The following is a 17,507-nucleotide window of genomic DNA, read 5'->3' as shown; positions in this document are numbered from 1 at the left end:
GTGCTATACGCGCAAGCGTCAGAATAACGGACCTCTCAGGACGGAGCTCCTTCGGAGCGTCGCACCCGGATGATTGAATGAATACGTGACGTCATTTGGAGACCTGCTCGGACCGCCGCCCACGCTCCTGCCCGGAGACGACGAGGCGGAATCGGATCTGCTGAACGGAACGGACCCCGCGGCCGTCGCCGCAGCGCACCCGTCGGCGTCGATCGCCTGGGCCTACCTGGCCGAGTCGTCGCTCGAGGGAGCTCTCGACGGCTCGGAGCCGGACATCGGCCGCGTCATCGCCGCGTACGCGTATGCGCGGACCGGCTACCACCGCGGGCTGGACCAGCTCCGTCGGAACGGCTGGAAGGGCTTCGGTCCGGTGCCGTGGAGTCATGAGGAGAATCGCGGCTTCCTGCGGTGCGTCGGGGCCCTCGCACGTGCGGCGCAGGCGGTCGGCGAAGAGGACGAGTACCTGCGGTGCCTCGACCTCCTGAACGACAGCGATCCGCGCGCCATCGGGGAACTGGGCCTCGACTGACCCACGCGGTCAGGTGTGCGCGTGCGCGAAGCCGCCGACGAGCCCGCCGATAAGGCGACGATGCGGGACCTGGGGTCCTTAGGCGTCCAACGGCTGCCCCCGATGCTCCGAGTGCGAGTCCGGCGTCTCTGGCTGTCGCTGGTCCCGATAGCGCAGTGCGCGATCGCCGCCGGCCTGGCGTGGTTTGTGGCGTTCGACGTCCTGCACCACTCGCGACCGTTCTTCGCCCCGGTCGCCGCGGTCGCGTCCCTCGGGCTGTCGTTGGCGCGACGCTGGCGCCGATCCGTGGAGCTGATCGTCGGCGTCTCGATCGGCATCCTGGTCGGCGATCTGGTCATCACCCAGATCGGTTCGGGGGCGTGGCAGATCACGGTGGTCGTCGCAGCGGCGATGGCCGTCGCGGTGTTCGTCGACGGTGGGCCGATGCTGCCGACACAGGCGGCGTCGTCGGCGGTGCTGGTGGCGACCCTGTTGCCACCCGGTGACGTCGCGGGCTATGAGCGGGCCGTCGACGCGCTGATCGGCGGCTTGATCGGTCTCCTCGTCGGGGCACTGGTGCCGGTCAATCCGGCGCGCCGCGCCCGTCGCGACGCCGCGGGCATTCTCGACACCTTCCGTGACCTCAGCCACCAGCTGGCCGAGTCGCTGCGCGAGCGCGACGAGGAAGCGGTCTATCGGGTGCTCGCCGAGGCGCGCGGAACGCAGTCGGCGATCGACGGGCTGCGGTCGGACGTGCTCGCAGGCCGGGAGGTCGGGACACTGTCGCCGATGTACTGGGCGTCACGCGAGCGGCTTCGTCGAATTGCGGCGACCGCCGACCCGATCGACAACGCCGTCCGCAATTTCCGGATCGTCACTCGGCGCGCGCTCGGTCTCACTCAGCGGGGAGTGGCCGTCGAAGACCCGATGATCGCGATCATCGACGACATCGGCGACCTCTTCGAGACGCTGCGGCAGATGATGCTCGCCGAGCCGGGGGAGTCGCCCGATCAGGCGGACGCGGCCCGCGCGGTCCGTTCGGTGGTCCGGCGAGCCCGGACTTCGCTTGCCGACGACGTCGAGGACCTGTCGGAGGCGGCCCTGCTGGTGGAGTTGCGGTCGTTGCTGGTCGACCTGCTGATGGTGGCCGGCCTCAAGCGCTCGTCGGCGATTGCGCAGTTGCACTTGAACAAGTGAGCGTGGAGGCCGGCTTCCTTGGGGTCGGCTGCAACCCGTCTTGCAATATATGCGCAGATACGCATATATTGAGGTCATGGGTGCTGAACACGGACACAGTCATGGGCCGACGGCCGCTGACATGGCGGGCGCGGAGGCCGGGCATCGGCGTATCTGGCCGTTGGCGGTCTCGCTGGGCCTGATCGGCACGTTCTTCGTGGTCGAACTGGTGACCGGACTCCTCTTCGGGTCGCTGGCCCTGGTCGCGGATGCCGGACACATGGCGACCGATCTGGTCGCGCTGACGATGGGACTCGCGGCGCTGCTGCTCGCACGGCACGGCCGGGTCACCGATGGCCGGAGTTTCGGCTGGTACCGGGCCGAGGTGTTCACCGCGGTCGTGAACGCGGTCCTGCTGCTCGGCGTCGGTGCCTACGTGCTCTACGAGGCGATCGCGCGGCTCGGGGCGGATCCGGACGTCCCCGGTGGGCCGATGATCATCGTCGCTTCGCTGGGGCTGGCGGCCAATGTCATCGTGATGTATCTGCTGCGTTCCGACTCCGACAAGTCCCTTGCGATCCGCGGAGCCTATCTCGAGGTCCTGGCCGACGCCGTCGGCAGCGTCGGAGTTCTGGTCGCAGGCGTCATCGCCCTGACCACCGGCTGGGGTTACGCCGATCTGATCGTCGCGGTCTTCATCGCCCTGTGGGTGGTGCCGCGTGCGGTGAAGCTCGCCCTCGATGCGCTCAAGATTCTGAACCAGCAGGCTCCGTCGCACGTGGATCTGAGCGAGTTGCGCAGCGAGTTGGCAGCCCTTCCCGAGGTGCAGGACGTGCACGACCTCCACGTGTGGTCGGTGACCACTGGGATGGACGTCGCCACGGTCCACCTGAGCAGCACCGGCGATCACTGTGCGGCGCTGACGGCTGCGCAGCGGGTGTTCGCCGAGCGTGGCCTCGAACATGCGACGGTCCAGGTGGAACGGCCCGGCGCGGACGGGCAGTGCGAGAGTCTCACCTGGTGACCGGCTCCGCAGTGATCGGGGCGTACGTCGACTCCCCAGGTCACAGCCAGAACGCGAACAACCTCATTCCGTAGCTGACGAACGCCGGGCTGATGCCGAAGGCGTCGAAGACGTCGTAGACGAGTCCGAAGAACGCCGCGTTGAGGGCGGGAATGAAGAGCAGCACCAGCAGGATCAGAAAGCCGTAGGGGGCGATCTTCTCCGCGGTGATCCGGATGTTCATCGGCAGATGCGGTTCGATGGCGCCGTATCCGTCGAAGCCCGGCACCGGAAGGATGTTCAGCAGGGTGGCCGACAGTTGGAGGAAAGCGAGAGCGGCGGTCGCCGCCCACAGGTTCAGGTTCGATTCCGTCGGCGTGGTCGAGGCCAGGGCGATCAGCAGGCCGAGGCCCAGCACCAGATTCGTCAGCGGCCCGGCGAGTGAGACCTTGGTCCGCTGGGCGGGCGTGAACGCCGCCGTGTTCAGATACACCGCGCCGCCGGGGAATCCGATGCCGCCGAGGGCGACGATGAGCAGCGGCAGGGCGATCGACAGGCCGGCGTGGGTGTACTTCCGCGGCTCGAGGGTGAGGTACCCGCGCACCTGCGGGGATCGGTCGCCGTAGCGGAACGCGGTGAAGGCGTGTGCGAACTCGTGCAGCGACAGGGAGATCACCCAGCCGCTCAGCACGAAGACGAGCGCGCCGAACATGCCGAGGGCGCTGCGCTCGGCGCCGGACTGCACCAGTAGAAAAGCACCGATCGCGAATGCCGCGCACAGTCCGACGAACACCGGGCCGGGGCGGACGGACTTGAGCGCCGCCGTCGTCGGAGTGGTCACGGCCGCACCAGCTTCCAGTCCACGTGGTGACGGTAGAAGGTGGAGCGCTTCACCACGCGATCGGTGAGTTCGCCCTCGCGTTCGACGACGACGTTGGTGCCGCCCGTCTGCACGGCCCGACCGGTCTTCCAGCCGCCGGGCAGTCGGCGCGCGAGCCGCCCGCGAACCCCGGGCTCGACCGTCAGCGGTTCGATCTCGACGGCGCGGGCGGTGCCGTCGAAGATCGTGTCCGAGTCCGCGATGCACTCGCCGTGGAGCTTCTCTCCGCCGGATCCGAGATGGCGGGCGCGGCCGACGAGGACCGTCGCGGCGTCGTCGCGGATCAGCGGAAGCTGTTGCGCCGCACCGTCAGTCGCCAAGCGCATCGCCGCGTCGCCGTGGGGGAGACCGTAATTCCGGGTCGCCGCGGTGGCGTGCGGTGCGACGTAGGCGACCTCGACGTCGAGGCGTTCGAGCTTCATCAGCGCGGCGACCACCCGGGCGAAGAAGGCATCCGGCGCCATTTCATCGGCGGCTGTGGGCGCGACGACGACGCGCGTGACGGGGCCGTCGGAGTCGGATGCGGACTCCTCGAGCAGTCCGGCGAGGCGGCGGGTCAGGGCGGACGGCACTTCGTCGCCGGGGCTGAGCGTCATCAGCAGAGAGGGCACGTACCCAGGCTATACGCGTCGGGGACCAACAATTCGGGCGCGACCCAGTAGGGTGGGCACGTTAGGAGGAGCACCTGATATGGCTGCGATTGTGCTCATCGGCGCCCAGTGGGGCGACGAAGGCAAAGGTAAGGCGACCGATCTGCTGGGCGGAAAGCTTCAGTGGGTGGTGCGCTACCAGGGTGGTAACAACGCGGGACACACCGTCGTCCTGCCGAACGGCGAGCAGTTCGCGCTGCACCTGATTCCGTCGGGCATTCTGACGCCGGGAGTCAACAACGTCATCGGCAACGGCGTCGTCGTGGACCCGAGCGTCCTGCTCACCGAGCTCAAGGGGCTGGAGGACCGCGGCGTCGACACCACATCGCTGCTGCTCTCCGCTGACGCGCATCTGCTGATGCCGTACCACGTGGCGATCGACAAGGTGACCGAGCGCTTCCTGGGCAACAGCAAGATCGGCACCACCGGACGCGGCATCGGGCCGTGCTACCAGGACAAGATCGCCCGAGTCGGCGTCCGTGTCGCCGATGTGCTGGACGAGAAGATCCTGACCCAGAAGGTCGAGGCGGCGCTGGAGATCAAGAACCAGATCCTCACCAAGATCTACAACCGCAAGGGCCTGGACGCGCAGCAGGTGGTGGACGAGACGCTGGAGCTGGCCGAAGGCTTCAAGCACCGGATCGCCGACACCCAGCTGCTGCTGAACCAGGCGCTCGAGCGCGGCGAGACCGTGCTGCTCGAAGGCTCGCAGGGCACCCTGCTCGACGTCGACCACGGCACCTACCCGTATGTGACGTCGTCGAATCCGACCGCAGGCGGCGCCTCGGTGGGCGCGGGCATCGGACCGACGCGGATCACCACGGTCCTCGGCATCCTGAAGGCGTACACCACGCGCGTCGGCGAAGGCCCGTTCCCGACGGAGCTGTACGACGAGTGGGGCGAGTACCTCGCCAAGACCGGCGGCGAGGTCGGCGTCACCACCGGCCGCGCGCGTCGTTGCGGTTGGTTCGACGCGGTCATCGCGCGCTACGCCACGCGCGTCAACGGCATCACGGACTACTTCCTCACCAAGCTCGACGTGCTGTCGAGCCTGGAGGAGGTCCCGATCTGCGTGGCGTACGAGGTCGACGGCGAGCGGGTCGAGGAGTGGCCGATGACGCAGACCGGAATCCACCACGCGAAGCCGATCTACGAGACGATGCCGGGCTGGTGGGAGGACATCTCCACCTGCCGGACCTTCGAGGAACTGCCGCAGAACGCGCAGAACTACATCCACCGGCTCGAGGAGCTGTCGGGTGCGCGGATCTCGTGCATCGGTGTCGGACCGGGTCGCGACGAGACGATCGTCCGCCACCAGATCGTCTAGCCGGCGATCACGATGAGCCGGCATCGCGGGCTGAGCCGCGACTACGGCTCCACGCTGCTCGGCGCGGTCGATGAGGATCCGCGCAGGCAGCGGATACGGATTCAGCTGCTGCTGACCACGACGATCGTCGGCGCGCAGCTGATCGGTATCGGCATCGCGATCGTCCTGGCCCTGGTCGGGATCCCGGAGCCGTCGTTCCTGCGGAGCGACCTGCTCTGGGTGAACTTCGTCGCGTTGCCGATCTACATCGTCGGTGCGCTCGTCGTCGGCGTGTGGGTCGGGACCGTGATGACGGTCAGGTCGCTGAAGTGGTCGATCGACGACAAAGTCCCGACGCGGAAGGACGTCCGGCGAACCGTGTGGGCCCGGCGTCGGCTCACCGCGCTGCAGGGACTGCTGTGGGCGGGGGCGGCGGTGCTGCTCGGCGTCTGGTACGGAGTCGTCGACGTGACCCTGGTGCCGAAGGTCGTGCTGATCGTCTTGATGAGCGGGCTGGTCGTGATCGCGATCGTCAACCTGTTCGCCGATGTGCTGTTGCGGCCGATCTACGCGAAGATCATGCAGGCCGGATTCACCGTGCGCGGCAGCTCGGTGCGGTCGCGTGCGGTGAACGCCTGGCTCATCGGAACCGGGGTCCCGCTGTCCGGCGTGTTCATCGTCGTGCTGCTGGCGGTGACCAATCAACGGATGTCGGTGACGAGTCTGTTCGTCTCGGTGACCGTGCTGGTCGCGGTGGCGATCGCGGTCGGTCTGCTCGCGATGTTCCTGTTCGCCTGGGACGTCACCGGACCGATCCGGAACGTGCAGGCGGGCATGGCGAAGGTTCGGCGCGGCGACGTGGCCGCCGACGTCGATCTCGTGGTCTACGACGGTTCCGAGCTCGGTGAGCTGCAGTTCGGCTTCAACTCGATGGTCGCGGGTCTGCGCGAGCAGGAGCGGATGCGCGACATCTTCGGTCGTCACGTCGGCCGCGACGTCGCCGCCGCCGCGTTGCGAGCGGACCCCGAACTCGGCGGCGCCGAGCGCACGGTCGCGGTGATCTTCGTCGACGTCATCGGTTCGACGACGCTCGCCACGGAACGGACGCCGACCGAGGTCGTCGCCGTTCTCAATCGCTTCTTCCAGGTGATCGTGGAGGAGGTCGAAGCCCATCGGGGCCTGGTGAACAAGTTCGAGGGCGACGCCGTCCTCGCGATCTTCGGGGCCCCTCTCGAACTCGACGACGCGGCCGGTTCGGCGCTCGCGGCGTCACGCGTCATCGCCGACCGGTTGGGCAGCGAGGTCCCGGAGCTGCGGGCGGGCATCGGTGTCAGCTATGGAAACGTGGTGGCCGGCAACGTCGGCGCGATTCAGCGATTCGAGTTCACCGTCATCGGCGATCCGGTGAACGAGAGCGCGCGACTGTCCGAGGCGGCCAAGGAGGCTCCGGAGCTGCCGTTCGCGTCGGAGCGGGCGGTGGCCGCGGCGGGTGCCGACGAGGCGCGACGGTGGTCGCCCCGCACGGCGGTCGTGCTGCGGGGCCGGTCAGCGGAGACACGGATCTACACGCCTGCGCCGGCGGAGCCGTAAATGAATCCCCGATAGGCGTGCGGTCTTCGCACAGATGGCCGAATGCCGTCGATACGGGGATTCATTTACGAGCTCCATCGTCATTCGGCCGCGCGAGCGTCGACGAGTTCCGCCCTCGGGCACCCGTAGACTGGTCGGCATGGTTGCAGAGGTGATCGGAACTCCGCTGAGTCCGACCGCGGTGAAGGTGTTGCTGCTCGGCTCGGGCGAACTCGGTAAAGAGGTCACGATCGCCTTGCAGCGTTTCGGCGTCGAGGTGATCGCCGTCGATCGGTATGCGGACGCGCCCGCACACCAGGTGGCGCACCACGCCGAGGTCATCGACATGACTGACCCGGCGCAAGTGCGGTCGGTCATCGACAAGCATCGGCCCGACTACGTGCTGCCGGAGATCGAGGCGATCGCGACCGACACATTGGAGACGGTCGAAGCCGAGGGCGTCGCCGAGGTGATTCCGAGTGCCAAGGCCGTGTCGGCCACCCTCGACCGTGAGCGCATCCGGCGTCTGGCCGACGAGGAGCTCGGACTGCCGACCTCGCCGTACCTGTTCGCCGGATCTCTGGAGGAGATGCGCGCGGCCGCCGGCAGCATCGGGTTCCCCTGCGTGGTGAAGCCGGTGATGTCGTCGTCCGGCAAGGGCCAGTCGGTGCTGAAGGGGCCCGGCGACGTCGACGCCGCGTGGGAGGCGGCGCGCACCGGAGCGCGGGTGAGCAACGACCGGGTGATCGTCGAGGGATTCGTCGAGTTCGATTACGAGATCACTCTTCTCACCGTCCGCGCCATCGATCCCGCCACCGGTCGGCTGGCCACCTACTTCTGCGACCCGATCGGACACCGCCAGGTGGACGGCGACTACGTCGAGAGCTGGCAGCCGCAGCCGATGAGCCAGGCGGCGTACGACGTCGCGCGCTCGATCGCGGCCCGCATCGCCACGGCGATGGGGTCGGGGCGGTCGGAGGTGAGCGGTCGCGGCGTGTTCGGCGTGGAACTGTTCGTCAAGGGCGACGAGGTGTACTTCTCCGAGGTGAGCCCGCGGCCGCACGACACCGGGCTGGTGACGATGGCCTCGCAGCGACTGTCGGAGTTCGAGCTCCACGCCCGTGCCGTTCTCGGACTGCCGGTCAACACCGCCTCCCGCGGTCCCGGTGCCTCCGCCGTCGTCTACGGCAGGCATGAGGACACCGGGATCAAGTTCGCCGGAGTCGCCGAGGCGCTCGCCGATCCCGACGTCGACCTTCGGCTGTTCGGCAAGCCGGAGAGCTTCGCGCGGCGTCGCATGGGCGTGGCCGTGGCGACCGCGCCGACGGTCGAAGCGGCACGGGAGAAGGCCGGTCGTGCGGCCGGGCTGGTGACACCGCTGCGAGCCGACCACGACGACAGTGCGGCGCCGACCGAGATCAAGCCGATGCCGCAGTCGGCCGGCTCGCCGGCCGACGAGGCGGACACCGAGATGATGGAGGCGGGCACGCAGGCGATCCGGGTGCCCGAGCAGCCGATGCGCCGTGAGGCGCCGCCGATGCCTCGGCCGCCGATGCCGCCGGGACCGCCGCAGCGTCCCGGTCCGATGATGCAGCCGGGACCGCGGGGTCCAGTGGGTCCGAGCGGCCCGCGGCCGTCCGGACCCCCGCCGCCGCGTCCGGGACAGGGCTGAGCACCGGCGGAGCGGAGAACCGCAATCGCTACACCGACGACCGTCGTGCGGTCCGGATGATCAGGAAGACCAGGAACGGTCCGCCGATCGCCGCGGTGACCACTCCGACCGGGAGTCCGCCGGGGAGCATCGAACGACAGGCGATGTCGGCTGCGAGGACGATCGATGCGCCGATGAGGCCGGAGAACACCGGCGTCGGCTGCGCAGTGCGTCCGATGCGCAGGGCGATCTGGGGTGCGATGAGACCGACGAAGGCGATCGGCCCGGCTGCGGACACCGCCAGTGACGCGACGACGACGGCTGCGAGCAGCGTTCCGTACGTGACGAATCCGAGGCGGACCCCGAGACCTCGGGCGATGTCCGGCCCCAGCCCGCTGATGGTCAGCGGCCGGGCGATCACCGCTGTCCAGCCGATGCCGATCACCGCCGCGACCGTCACCGCCGGTACCGAGCTCCAGCCGGTGTTGGCCAGCGAGCCGACGATCCACGTCTGGGCGCTGGCGGCGTCGTGTAGATCGGCGCGTGACATCAGATAGCCGATGGCGGCCTGCATCATCCACGTCATGCCGACGCCGATCAGGATCAGGCGCAGCGTACTGGTGACGACCTGTCCACGGCTCCACGCCAACGCGTACATGAGCGCCGCGGTCACCAGTCCGCCGATCAGCGCCGACAGCGGCACCCCGAGCCCGGCGAACAATCCACCGAAGCCGGTGCTCGTCGACGTCAGCGCCAGCACGGCGCCCGCGCTCGCACCGGTGGTGATGCCCAGCATGTCGGGGGTGGCGAGGGGATTCCGGGTGATCACCTGGGTGAGACAGCCGGCCAGACCGAGGCCGAAGCCGGCGAGCGCCGCGGTGAGGACTCGGGGCAGCATGTCGTCGAAGATGACGATGTTCTCGGCGACGCGGCCGCCGCCGAGGAGGATGCGGGCCACGTCGATGGGCGTGGTGTAGCCGACGGACAGGCCGATGAGGATCAGGACGATCACGAGGACGGCGACCGCCGACGAGGCGGCGGCCAGACGTGGGCGGACGACCCAACTGGCGCGTCCGACGGTGACCGTGGTCGGTGGACGAACGGTGGCGGTCATACGGTCGGGAGCCTCCTACGTCGGACCATGATCATCAGCACCGGGCCGCCGATCAGGGCGAGGACCACGCTGACCTGGGCTTCGCCGGGCCGAGCGATCACCCGGCCGATGATGTCGCACACCAGGATCAACAGGGCGCCGGCGAGCGCCGAATACGGGACGATCCAGCGGTAGTCGGGCCCGGTGACCGCGCGCGCGATGTGCGGCACCACCAGACCGAGGAAGACGATCGGGCCGCAGGCCGCGGTCGCCGCGCCCGCCAGCAGTGCGATGCTGATGATCCCGGTGGCGCGGATCAGGCCGACGCGCCCGCCGAGTGCGGTCGCCATATCGTCGCCGAGGCTCAGCAGATTCAGGAACCAGCCGCCCGCGAACGCGAGGATCAGGCCCACCACGATGAACGGCAGGGTGGTCCAGAGGACGTCGGCGTCGCGGCCCGCGACGGCGCCGACGTTCCAGAACCGCCAGGTGTCGAGCGTGGCGCCGTCGCTGAGGACGAGGGCGGACGAGATCGCGGTCAGTGCGGCGCTGAGGCCGGTGCCTGCGAGGACGAGGGTGAGCGGCGATGATCCGGTGATCGTCGACAGGCCGAAGACTGCGGCCGCCGCGATGAGGGCGCCGACGAGCGCCAGGACGGTGTTGACCAGCGGCCCGGACGCGCCGAACACGAAGACGCCGGTCACGACCGCGCATGCGGCGCCCGCGTTGATGCCGAGGAGTCCGGGGTCGGCGAGGGGGTTGCGGGTGTGGCCCTGGGCGAGGGCGCCTGCGGCACCGATGGCCAGTCCGACGACCAGACCCAGCACCGTGCGGATGAGTCTGCTGTGCACGAGTACCGAGAGATCGTCAGTCGACGCCGACGCGTGCACCAGTGCGTTGAACACGTCGGCGGGAGGCACGTCGCGGGTGCCGATCGCGATGGACGCGACGAACGCGAGCGCTATGGCGACCACCAGAACGACGGCCCCGATCACCTTCTTCACGAAGGATTACCTTACCTAAGTGGAACGAATCGGGGCGGCGCGGGTCGAGTGCGAGAATGTTTCGATTCTGAGTGTCGGCTGAACGATCGGGTAACAATCAGCTGTGGAACCCTCGATACACGGGTAAGGGTGGGAGCAGTCTGGCCTACCGACCGAACGACACGAAAGGCTCTTGAGATGAAGAAGTCCCTGACACGAGTCGCGGCGACCGTCGCCGCGGCAGGCGCAATCGGCGCGGGTTCCCTGGTCGCTGCTCCGCAGGCGCACGCGGCGGCTCCGGGCGATCTCGCGATCTTCGGCGGCGTCACCTGCACCTTCAAGATGTGGGGTCCCAACTGGTCGGACGGCCCGGTCTGGCAGATGCACCGCTGGATGGGCGTCACCAACATCGGCGGAACGACGATGACCGGCGTGACCGTCAGCGAGTTCGGCGGTGCCAACAAGTGGGTCCCGCAGACCAAGGACAAGGACGGCAAGATCACGAACAAGCTCGGCGAGCTCAAGCCGGGCAAGACGTACGTCGCCTTCGACACCACGTGGAAGGGCTGCTGGCCCGCATCGATCTCCGGCTACACGATCGGCCAGCAGGTCGAGAACCCGATGAACAACGTCGGCTTCTGGCAGAACGTGCGCAACGCTCCGGCGGAGTGACCGTCACCGGCTGAGAGATGATCGGCCGAGTACGACGGGCCGAGAACAACGAAGGAGGGCGACCGGAAACGGTCGCCCTCCTTCGTCGTTGCGGGTGAAATCAGGTGCGGGTGAACTCAGCCGCGGTCGACCTTGTGCGGCTCCGAAGCGGCGAGCATGTCCTCACGCTCGACGACCTTGACGCGGTCGCGGCCCTGAGCTTCGCCGAGCTTCCGCTCGTGCTCGTCGAGGCGGTACCAGCCGTCCCACGTGGTGAACGGGATGCCGCGCGACTCGAGAAGGGCGACGACGCTCTCCTCGCTGGTGTCCTCGGCCGGGTTGAGGACACCGTTCTTCATGTCCTCGATGATGCACTCGACGGTCTCGTTGGCGTCGCCCTTGGTGTGGCCGATGAGGCCGACGGGGCCGCGCTTGATCCAGCCGGTGGTGTACAGACCGGTGAGGTGCTTGCCGTCGTCGAAGACGCGGCCGGCCTCGTTCGGGATCACGCCCGCCTGGTCGTCGAACGGGATCTCCGGCAGGTTGTCGGACAGGTAGCCGACGGCCCGGTAGACCGCGGTGATGTCCCAGTCGCGGGTCTTGCCGGTGGCCTTCACATTGCCGGTGCCGTCGAGCTCGGTGCGCTCGGTGCGCAGGCCGACGACCTTGCCGTCCTCGCCGAGGATCTCGGTCGGATTCTCGAAGAAGTGAAGGAACAGCTTGTGGATCGCACCCTGCTTCGGCTCGCGGATCGCATAGTTCTCGATGATCGTGGCGACCTGGTCGGTGATCTTGCTCGACCGTCGTGCGACCGCGGAACCCTCGTCGTACTCGATGTCCTCCGGGTCGACGATGACCTCGATGTTCGGCGAGTGGTCGAGCTCCTTGAGCTCGAGCGGCGTGAACTTCGCCTGCGCCGGGCCGCGACGCCCGAAGACGTGGACCTCGACGGCTTTGTTGGCCTTGAGTCCCTGGTACACGTTGTCCGGGATCTCGGTGGGGAGCAGCTCGTCGCCGGTCTTGGCGAGCACGCGGGCGACGTCGAGGGCGACGTTGCCGACGCCGATGACGGCGACCTTCTCCTCCTCCAGCGGCCATTCGCGGGAGAAATCGGGGTGACCGTCGTACCAGGCGACGAACTCGCCCGCACCGTAGCTGCGCTCGAGGTCGACGCCGGGGATCTGCAGCCCGCGGTCGTCGGTGGCGCCGGTGGAGAAGACGACGGCGTCGTAGTGCTTGCGCAGGTCGGCGAGGGTGATGTCGGTGCCGTAGTCGATGTTGCCGAGGAGTCGGACCTGAGGCTTGTCGAGCACCTTGTGCAGGGCGGTGATGATGCCCTTGATGCGGGGGTGGTCCGGGGCGACGCCGTAGCGGATCAGCCCGAACGGAGCGGGCATGCGTTCGTACAGGTCGATGCTCACGCCGCGTTCGGACGCGGTGTCGGACTTCATCAACGCATCGGCGCAGTAGATGCCGGCCGGCCCGGCGCCGACGATCGCGACCCGCAACGGGCGGCTGTTGTCACTCATTTCAGGTGCTTCCTCAGCTGATAGGACAGGGATGCCTTCTACGTTATGTCTTGGCGCGCCGCCACCAAAATTTCGATGTGAGGTATACCTCAGTCGCCGATCTGCTGGAGAAAACTCTTGACGAATCGCGCTCGACGGAGGTGGCTGGTCCTGTGAAGACGGGTGGAAAGTCCCAGCAAACCGGTCGATACACTCGGCAGTCATGAACGAAGATCGGCCGGAACACGCAGACGTTCCGGATGACGACCAGCCGCGGTCGTGGAAAGCGGCGCTCCCGATGATCATCGCCGGGACCCTGGTGGTCGTGCTGGTCGCATGGGTTGTCATCGCCAGTCTGGTGAAGCCGTCGGACGAACGGCTCAACGACTCGGCGCAGGTCCAGCACACGGTGAACGACATGTACAGCGCCATGGGCACGCTGAACTACGACCAGTACCGGGACGCGTTCTGCGCGTCGGACGTCGCGGCGTCCGACTTCCCGACCTCCGTCGCCTTCGCCGAGCAGAACCGTGCCGACAACGAGGCGAACGGCAAGGTCGTGGTGCCGAGCATGGAGGTCGAAGTGACCGGAGAGAATGCGACGGTCACCGCGCACTGGAACCGTGAGAAGACCGAGAACGACAAGCAGACGACCTCATTGACGCTGATCCGTGAGAACGGTGACTGGAAGGTGTGCAAGCGATGACCTACACGGGCGACGTGACCTGCGAGCAGGCCTGGCAGCGACTGGTGGAGAATCCGAAGGCCGTGCTGGTGGACTGCCGCACCCAGGCCGAATGGAGCTTCGTCGGCGTTCCCGATCTGGAGTCGATCGGCAAGCGTGCGCTGTTCATCGAGTGGATCGACTACCCGGACGGGGCGCCGAACCCGAACTTCGTCGGTGAGCTGGCTGCGGCCGGAGTCGGCACCGATGACGAGGTGCTGTTCCTGTGCCGGTCCGGCCATCGTTCGATGGGCGCCGCGGAGGCCGCGGTCGCCGCCGGTTACGCGCAGGCGTACAACATTCAGGACGGGTTCGAAGGTCCGATCGACGCCGACGGTCACCGCGGCGGCGCTGGTTGGCGCGCTGCCGCGCTGCCGTGGCGGCAGTCCTAAGGAGTGTTGAGAAATGAGCCGTGAGCTGCCTGAATGGGTGTCACCCGAGACGATCGCCGTACGCGGCGGACTGATGCGTTCGGGGTTCTTCGAGACCTCGGAGGCGCTCTACCTCAACAGCGGCTACGTCTACGAGTCGGCTGAGGCCGCCGAGCGGGCCTTCACCGGTGAGGATCAGCGCTTCGTCTACACCCGCTACGGCAATCCGACCGTCGCGATGTTCCAGGAGCGCCTGCGTCAGATCGAGGGCACCGAGGCCTGTTTCGCGACCGCGAGCGGCATGGCCGCGGTGTTCGTCGCGCTCGGCGCCCTGTTGAAGAAGGGCAGTCGGCTCGTCGCGGCCCGCAGCCTGTTCGGCTCGTGTTTCGTGATCTGCAACGAGATCCTCCCGGCGTGGGGCGTCGAGACCGAGTTCGTCGACGGCGAGGACCTGGAGCAGTGGGAGCGGGCGTTGTCGAAACCCGCCGACGCGGTGTTCTTCGAGACGCCGTCGAACCCGATGCAGACGCTGGTCGACGTCCGCAAGGTGTCGGAGATGGCTCATGCCGCCGGCGCGCAGGTGGTGCTGGACAACGTCTTCGCCACTCCGCTTCTGCAGCGCGGTCTCGACATGGGCGCCGATGTCATCGTGTACTCGGGAACCAAGCACATCGACGGTCAGGGCCGTGTGATGGGCGGTGCGGTGCTCGGTACGCAGGAGTACATCGACGGCCCGGTCCGAGAACTCATGCGGCACACCGGTCCCGCGCTCAGCCCGTTCAACGCCTGGGTGATGCTCAAGGGCCTCGAGACGATGAAGCTGCGGCTCGACCAGTCCGTCGCGAGCGCGCTGCGCGTCGCGGAGTTCCTGGACACCGATCCGCGCGTGGCGAAGGCGATCTATCCCTTCCTCACCTCGCATCCGCAGTACGACCTCGCGCGGTCCCAGATGTCGGGCGGCGGAACGGTCATCACCTTCGAACTCGCCGATCAGCCGGGCAAGACGGGCAAGGAACGTGCTTTCGAGGTGCTCAACGGACTGCGGGTCATCGACATCTCGAACAACCTCGGCGACGCCAAGAGCCTCATCACGCACCCGGCGACCACGACGCATCGAGCCATGGGCCCGGACGGTCGCGCGGCGATCGGTCTGACCGACTCGATGGTTCGGTTGTCTGTCGGTCTGGAGGGCGTCGACGACCTGCTCCGGGATTTGGACACGGCGCTCGGCTGAGCGAGCGGTCTGCTCACTCAACCGACGGGGCGTGTACGGTCAGCCGCCCAGGGCGCTGAGCACCGTCTGAAACTTCGCGGTGGTCTCGGCGACCTCGGCGTCCGGGTCCGACCCGGCGACGATGCCGCCCCCCGCCCACGCGCGCACCCGAGTGCGCGAGGCGTCGAGCTCCAGGCAGCGGATCGACACCACCCATTCGCCGTCGCCGGAAGCGTCGCACCAGCCCGCGGTTCCGGCGTAGAAGTCCCGGGTCCCCTCGATCTCGCCGATGATCCGGGCCGCCGCCGCGGTCGGCGTCCCGCACACCGCGGGGGTCGGGGAGAGGCGGGCCGCCAGGTCGAGCGAGGTGACCGACGGGTCGGTCAGGGTGCCGGTGATCGGCGTCGCCAGATGCCAGACGTGGCTGGTGGCGATGGTCTGCGGGCGGTCGGGCACGACGATCTCGTCGCACAGCGGCGCCAGCAGCTCGCGCAGGTAGTCGACGACGTACGCGTGCTCGCGGAGGTCCTTCTCCGACCGCCGCAGGCTCTCGGCGGCACCGGCGACCGGTCGGCCCGCCGCGTCGAACTTCGGCGCCGACCCGGCGTACGGGATGCACTGGACCGTCGCCCCGCGCTTACGCAGCAGCAGTTCGGGGCTGGCGCCGATCAGCCATGCCCCCGCATGGCCCGGGGCGGCGCTGAGGTCGGCGCCGAAGATCGTTGCGCCACCGGCGGTCGCCGCGAATCGGGCGAGCAGTTCCTCCGGCGTCGCCGGCGCCGACAGCCGTGCGTCGAGACTGCGGGCGATCACCACCTTCTCGACCTCGCCCGCGTCGATCGCCGCGATCGCCGCGACCACGCGCTCACGATGGACGGCGTCCGGAGTGACGAGCATGTCGGCGACCATCGGGTCCACGGTCGGGGCCGGTCTCAGGGCCGCGGTGAAGTCGACGTGCTCCGGCGCGATCAGTGAGGCCAGGCCGTCGGTGTCGAAACCGAGGGCGCCGCCGACGAAGTCGACAGCGCCGGACGCCAGGGCGTCACGGGCTTGGTCAACCGTGCCGAACGAGGCGCGGACGCCGGATCCGCGGGCGTTGAACTCGGTGTTCGACAGCAGAAACGACAGACCGGCAGGCACCAGGACAGATTACCCGCGGCGGCTACACGGACTTGGTGGCTGTGACGCGCTTCTCGCTGATCAGCTGCCTGGCGAGGTCGCGCCCCGTGGCGCCGGCGGTCACCGAATCGGAGGCGACGTCCGCACCGGACATGTTGACGCAGTAGTGCTCGTCGACCTTCGTCGCCGCGTACAGCCACTTCTCGGTGCGACCGCCCGACGAATTGTCCCGGTCCTTGGTCTTCCACTCGCCGACGGCGGTGCCGGTGCCCGAGCACGAGTCGGCGAACAGGACCACGGCGTGCACCGGGGTGCCCGACCCGGACTTGCCGATGGACGAGATGTCGTCGGACAACTGCGACAGCGCGCGGCTGTCGTCGGCCGGCCGCAGCATCACGGCAGCGTGGCCGTCGTCGCTGTCCTTGACTGCGGTCCAGCCTGCGGGCACTCGGACCTCGACGGAGACGCCGTTGTCGAGCGCGAACGTCTCGGTGGTCTCAGCGGAGCTCTCGGACTTCCACGGAGCGACGATCAGGAGCGTCGTCACCGCCGCTGCGACGACGACCAGGCACAGCAGCCCGAGGACCAGCGGCTTCCGGCTCTTCTTCGCCGGCGGCCACGGGCCGGGCTGGTACGGGCCGGGCTGGTACGGGCCGGGCGGAAATGGGCCGGGCTGGTACTGGGCGGGCGGATACGGGCCGGGTGGAAACGGCGGCCGGGGCTGCGGAGCCTGCGGCGGGAACGGTTGGGGTGGGACCTGCTGCGGCGGCACCGGCGGTCGTGTCGGAGGCCGATCACCCTGCGGCGGCTGTCCGGGCACGCCGTGCGGCGGTCGTGGCGGATACTGCGGACCCGGATACGTCACGGGGAGCCTTTCGGGACGGGTGCACTGACCAACACGCTAACCCCGCGCTTTCGGGCAATTGAACCCGCCGTGCTTTTAATCCTTTCCGTGAATGACGGGGTCGGGCAATCTCTATGGCGGGTCACGAGTACCGGTGTCAAGCCCTGGCTGGCCGGTCGGCAACCCTCCACCGCGGTGGGGTGCTCCAGGTGACGACCCGGCCGTCGTCGACCGACGTGCGGCAAGAGCGGATTACTT

Annotated in this window: 17 protein-coding genes and 1 riboswitch; of the genes, 10 read left to right on the top strand and 7 right to left on the bottom strand. The window is 68.4% G+C overall.

Annotation, left to right across the window (positions count from 1 at the left end; genetic code table 11):
* The first annotated feature begins 85 nt into the window (after window positions 1-85).
* From SCNU_RS14120 to SCNU_RS14110, 3 genes are all read left to right on the top strand, one after another.
* Window positions 86-529, top strand: a complete 444-nt coding sequence (locus SCNU_RS14120; RefSeq protein WP_009680063.1) for a DUF3151 domain-containing protein — start codon at window positions 86-88, stop codon at window positions 527-529.
* Window positions 530-589: 60 nt separating this feature from the next.
* Complete coding sequence (locus SCNU_RS14115; protein ID WP_040518499.1) at window positions 590-1,705, top strand: FUSC family protein; 1,116 nt, start codon at window positions 590-592, stop codon at window positions 1,703-1,705.
* A 76-nt stretch (window positions 1,706-1,781) separates the two neighbouring features.
* Window positions 1,782-2,708: a cation diffusion facilitator family transporter gene (locus SCNU_RS14110; protein ID WP_040518474.1), complete on the top strand. Its 927-nt coding sequence runs from the start codon at window positions 1,782-1,784 to the stop codon at window positions 2,706-2,708.
* A 40-nt stretch (window positions 2,709-2,748) separates the two neighbouring features.
* Here SCNU_RS14110 and SCNU_RS14105 read toward each other — a convergent pair whose 3' ends face one another.
* A complete protein-coding gene (locus SCNU_RS14105) occupies window positions 2,749-3,528 on the bottom strand; it encodes a site-2 protease family protein (RefSeq protein WP_009680060.1) in 780 nt (259 codons plus the stop codon).
* Window positions 3,525-4,163 carry a hypothetical protein gene (locus tag SCNU_RS14100; RefSeq protein WP_009680059.1) on the bottom strand — a complete coding sequence of 213 codons (639 nt, stop codon included), beginning with the start codon at window positions 4,161-4,163 and terminating at the stop codon, window positions 3,525-3,527. Before SCNU_RS14100 ends, SCNU_RS14105 begins: the two co-directional genes overlap by 4 nt.
* Before the next feature lie 94 nt (window positions 4,164-4,257).
* On the opposite strand from SCNU_RS14100, the gene SCNU_RS14095 reads away from it, so the two are divergent.
* The 3 genes from SCNU_RS14095 to purT all read left to right on the top strand — a co-directional run bounded on the left by SCNU_RS14095 (window position 4,258) and on the right by purT (window position 8,764).
* Complete coding sequence (locus SCNU_RS14095) at window positions 4,258-5,544, top strand: adenylosuccinate synthase (protein WP_009680058.1); 1,287 nt, start codon at window positions 4,258-4,260, stop codon at window positions 5,542-5,544.
* Between the two features lie 12 nt (window positions 5,545-5,556).
* Complete coding sequence (locus SCNU_RS14090) at window positions 5,557-7,113, top strand: adenylate/guanylate cyclase domain-containing protein (protein ID WP_009680057.1); 1,557 nt, start codon at window positions 5,557-5,559, stop codon at window positions 7,111-7,113.
* Window positions 7,114-7,252: 139 nt separating this feature from the next.
* Window positions 7,253-8,764, top strand: a complete 1,512-nt coding sequence (gene purT, locus SCNU_RS14085; RefSeq protein ID WP_009680056.1) for a formate-dependent phosphoribosylglycinamide formyltransferase — start codon at window positions 7,253-7,255, stop codon at window positions 8,762-8,764.
* A 28-nt stretch (window positions 8,765-8,792) separates the two neighbouring features.
* Here the strand turns inward: purT and SCNU_RS14080 are convergent, their stop codons facing one another.
* Entirely contained in the window at window positions 8,793-9,857 is a 1,065-nt protein-coding gene (locus tag SCNU_RS14080) for a FecCD family ABC transporter permease (protein WP_009680055.1), read from the bottom strand.
* Window positions 9,854-10,840: a FecCD family ABC transporter permease gene (locus SCNU_RS14075; protein WP_009680054.1), complete on the bottom strand. Its 987-nt coding sequence runs from the start codon at window positions 10,838-10,840 to the stop codon at window positions 9,854-9,856. Before SCNU_RS14075 ends, SCNU_RS14080 begins: the two co-directional genes overlap by 4 nt.
* A gap of 177 nt (window positions 10,841-11,017) precedes the next feature.
* On the opposite strand from SCNU_RS14075, the gene SCNU_RS14070 reads away from it, so the two are divergent.
* Window positions 11,018-11,491 carry a hypothetical protein gene (locus SCNU_RS14070; RefSeq protein ID WP_009680053.1) on the top strand — a complete coding sequence of 158 codons (474 nt, stop codon included), beginning with the start codon at window positions 11,018-11,020 and terminating at the stop codon, window positions 11,489-11,491.
* Between the two features lie 116 nt (window positions 11,492-11,607).
* On the opposite strand, the gene SCNU_RS14065 is transcribed toward SCNU_RS14070, so the two are convergent.
* On the bottom strand, window positions 11,608-12,999 hold the full coding sequence (locus SCNU_RS14065) for an FAD-dependent oxidoreductase (RefSeq protein ID WP_009680052.1): 1,392 nt from the start codon (window positions 12,997-12,999) through the stop codon (window positions 11,608-11,610).
* Window positions 13,000-13,201: 202 nt separating this feature from the next.
* Here SCNU_RS14065 and SCNU_RS14060 point away from each other — a divergent pair, with 202 nt between their 5' ends.
* Genes SCNU_RS14060 through SCNU_RS14050 form a run of 3 tightly spaced genes read left to right on the top strand, consistent with a single transcriptional unit; the run spans window position 13,202 to window position 15,307 of the window.
* Window positions 13,202-13,684 carry an Rv0361 family membrane protein gene (locus tag SCNU_RS14060; RefSeq protein WP_009680051.1) on the top strand — a complete coding sequence of 161 codons (483 nt, stop codon included), beginning with the start codon at window positions 13,202-13,204 and terminating at the stop codon, window positions 13,682-13,684.
* On the top strand, window positions 13,681-14,094 hold the full coding sequence (locus tag SCNU_RS14055; RefSeq protein WP_009680050.1) for a rhodanese-like domain-containing protein: 414 nt from the start codon (window positions 13,681-13,683) through the stop codon (window positions 14,092-14,094). Before SCNU_RS14060 ends, SCNU_RS14055 begins: the two co-directional genes overlap by 4 nt.
* Before the next feature lie 13 nt (window positions 14,095-14,107).
* Window positions 14,108-15,307, top strand: coding sequence for an O-succinylhomoserine sulfhydrylase (locus SCNU_RS14050; RefSeq protein WP_009680049.1), 1,200 nt, complete (start codon window positions 14,108-14,110; stop codon window positions 15,305-15,307).
* A 39-nt stretch (window positions 15,308-15,346) separates the two neighbouring features.
* Here SCNU_RS14050 and SCNU_RS14045 read toward each other — a convergent pair whose 3' ends face one another.
* Both SCNU_RS14045 and SCNU_RS14040 read right to left on the bottom strand, forming a co-directional pair.
* Entirely contained in the window at window positions 15,347-16,426 is a 1,080-nt protein-coding gene (locus SCNU_RS14045) for an isochorismate synthase (RefSeq protein ID WP_009680048.1), read from the bottom strand.
* Between the two features lie 22 nt (window positions 16,427-16,448).
* Window positions 16,449-17,270: a hypothetical protein gene (locus tag SCNU_RS14040; RefSeq protein ID WP_238526449.1), complete on the bottom strand. Its 822-nt coding sequence runs from the start codon at window positions 17,268-17,270 to the stop codon at window positions 16,449-16,451.
* A 119-nt stretch (window positions 17,271-17,389) separates the two neighbouring features.
* Window positions 17,390-17,503, top strand: a riboswitch (SAM riboswitch).
* The last annotated feature ends 4 nt before the right edge of the window (window positions 17,504-17,507 follow it).

Source organism: Gordonia neofelifaecis NRRL B-59395, from assembly GCF_000192435.1.
Classification (GTDB): domain Bacteria; phylum Actinomycetota; class Actinomycetes; order Mycobacteriales; family Mycobacteriaceae; genus Gordonia; species Gordonia neofelifaecis.
The sequence above is the reverse complement of the archived record's forward strand: the minus strand, read 5'-3'. Positions and strand labels throughout refer to the sequence as shown.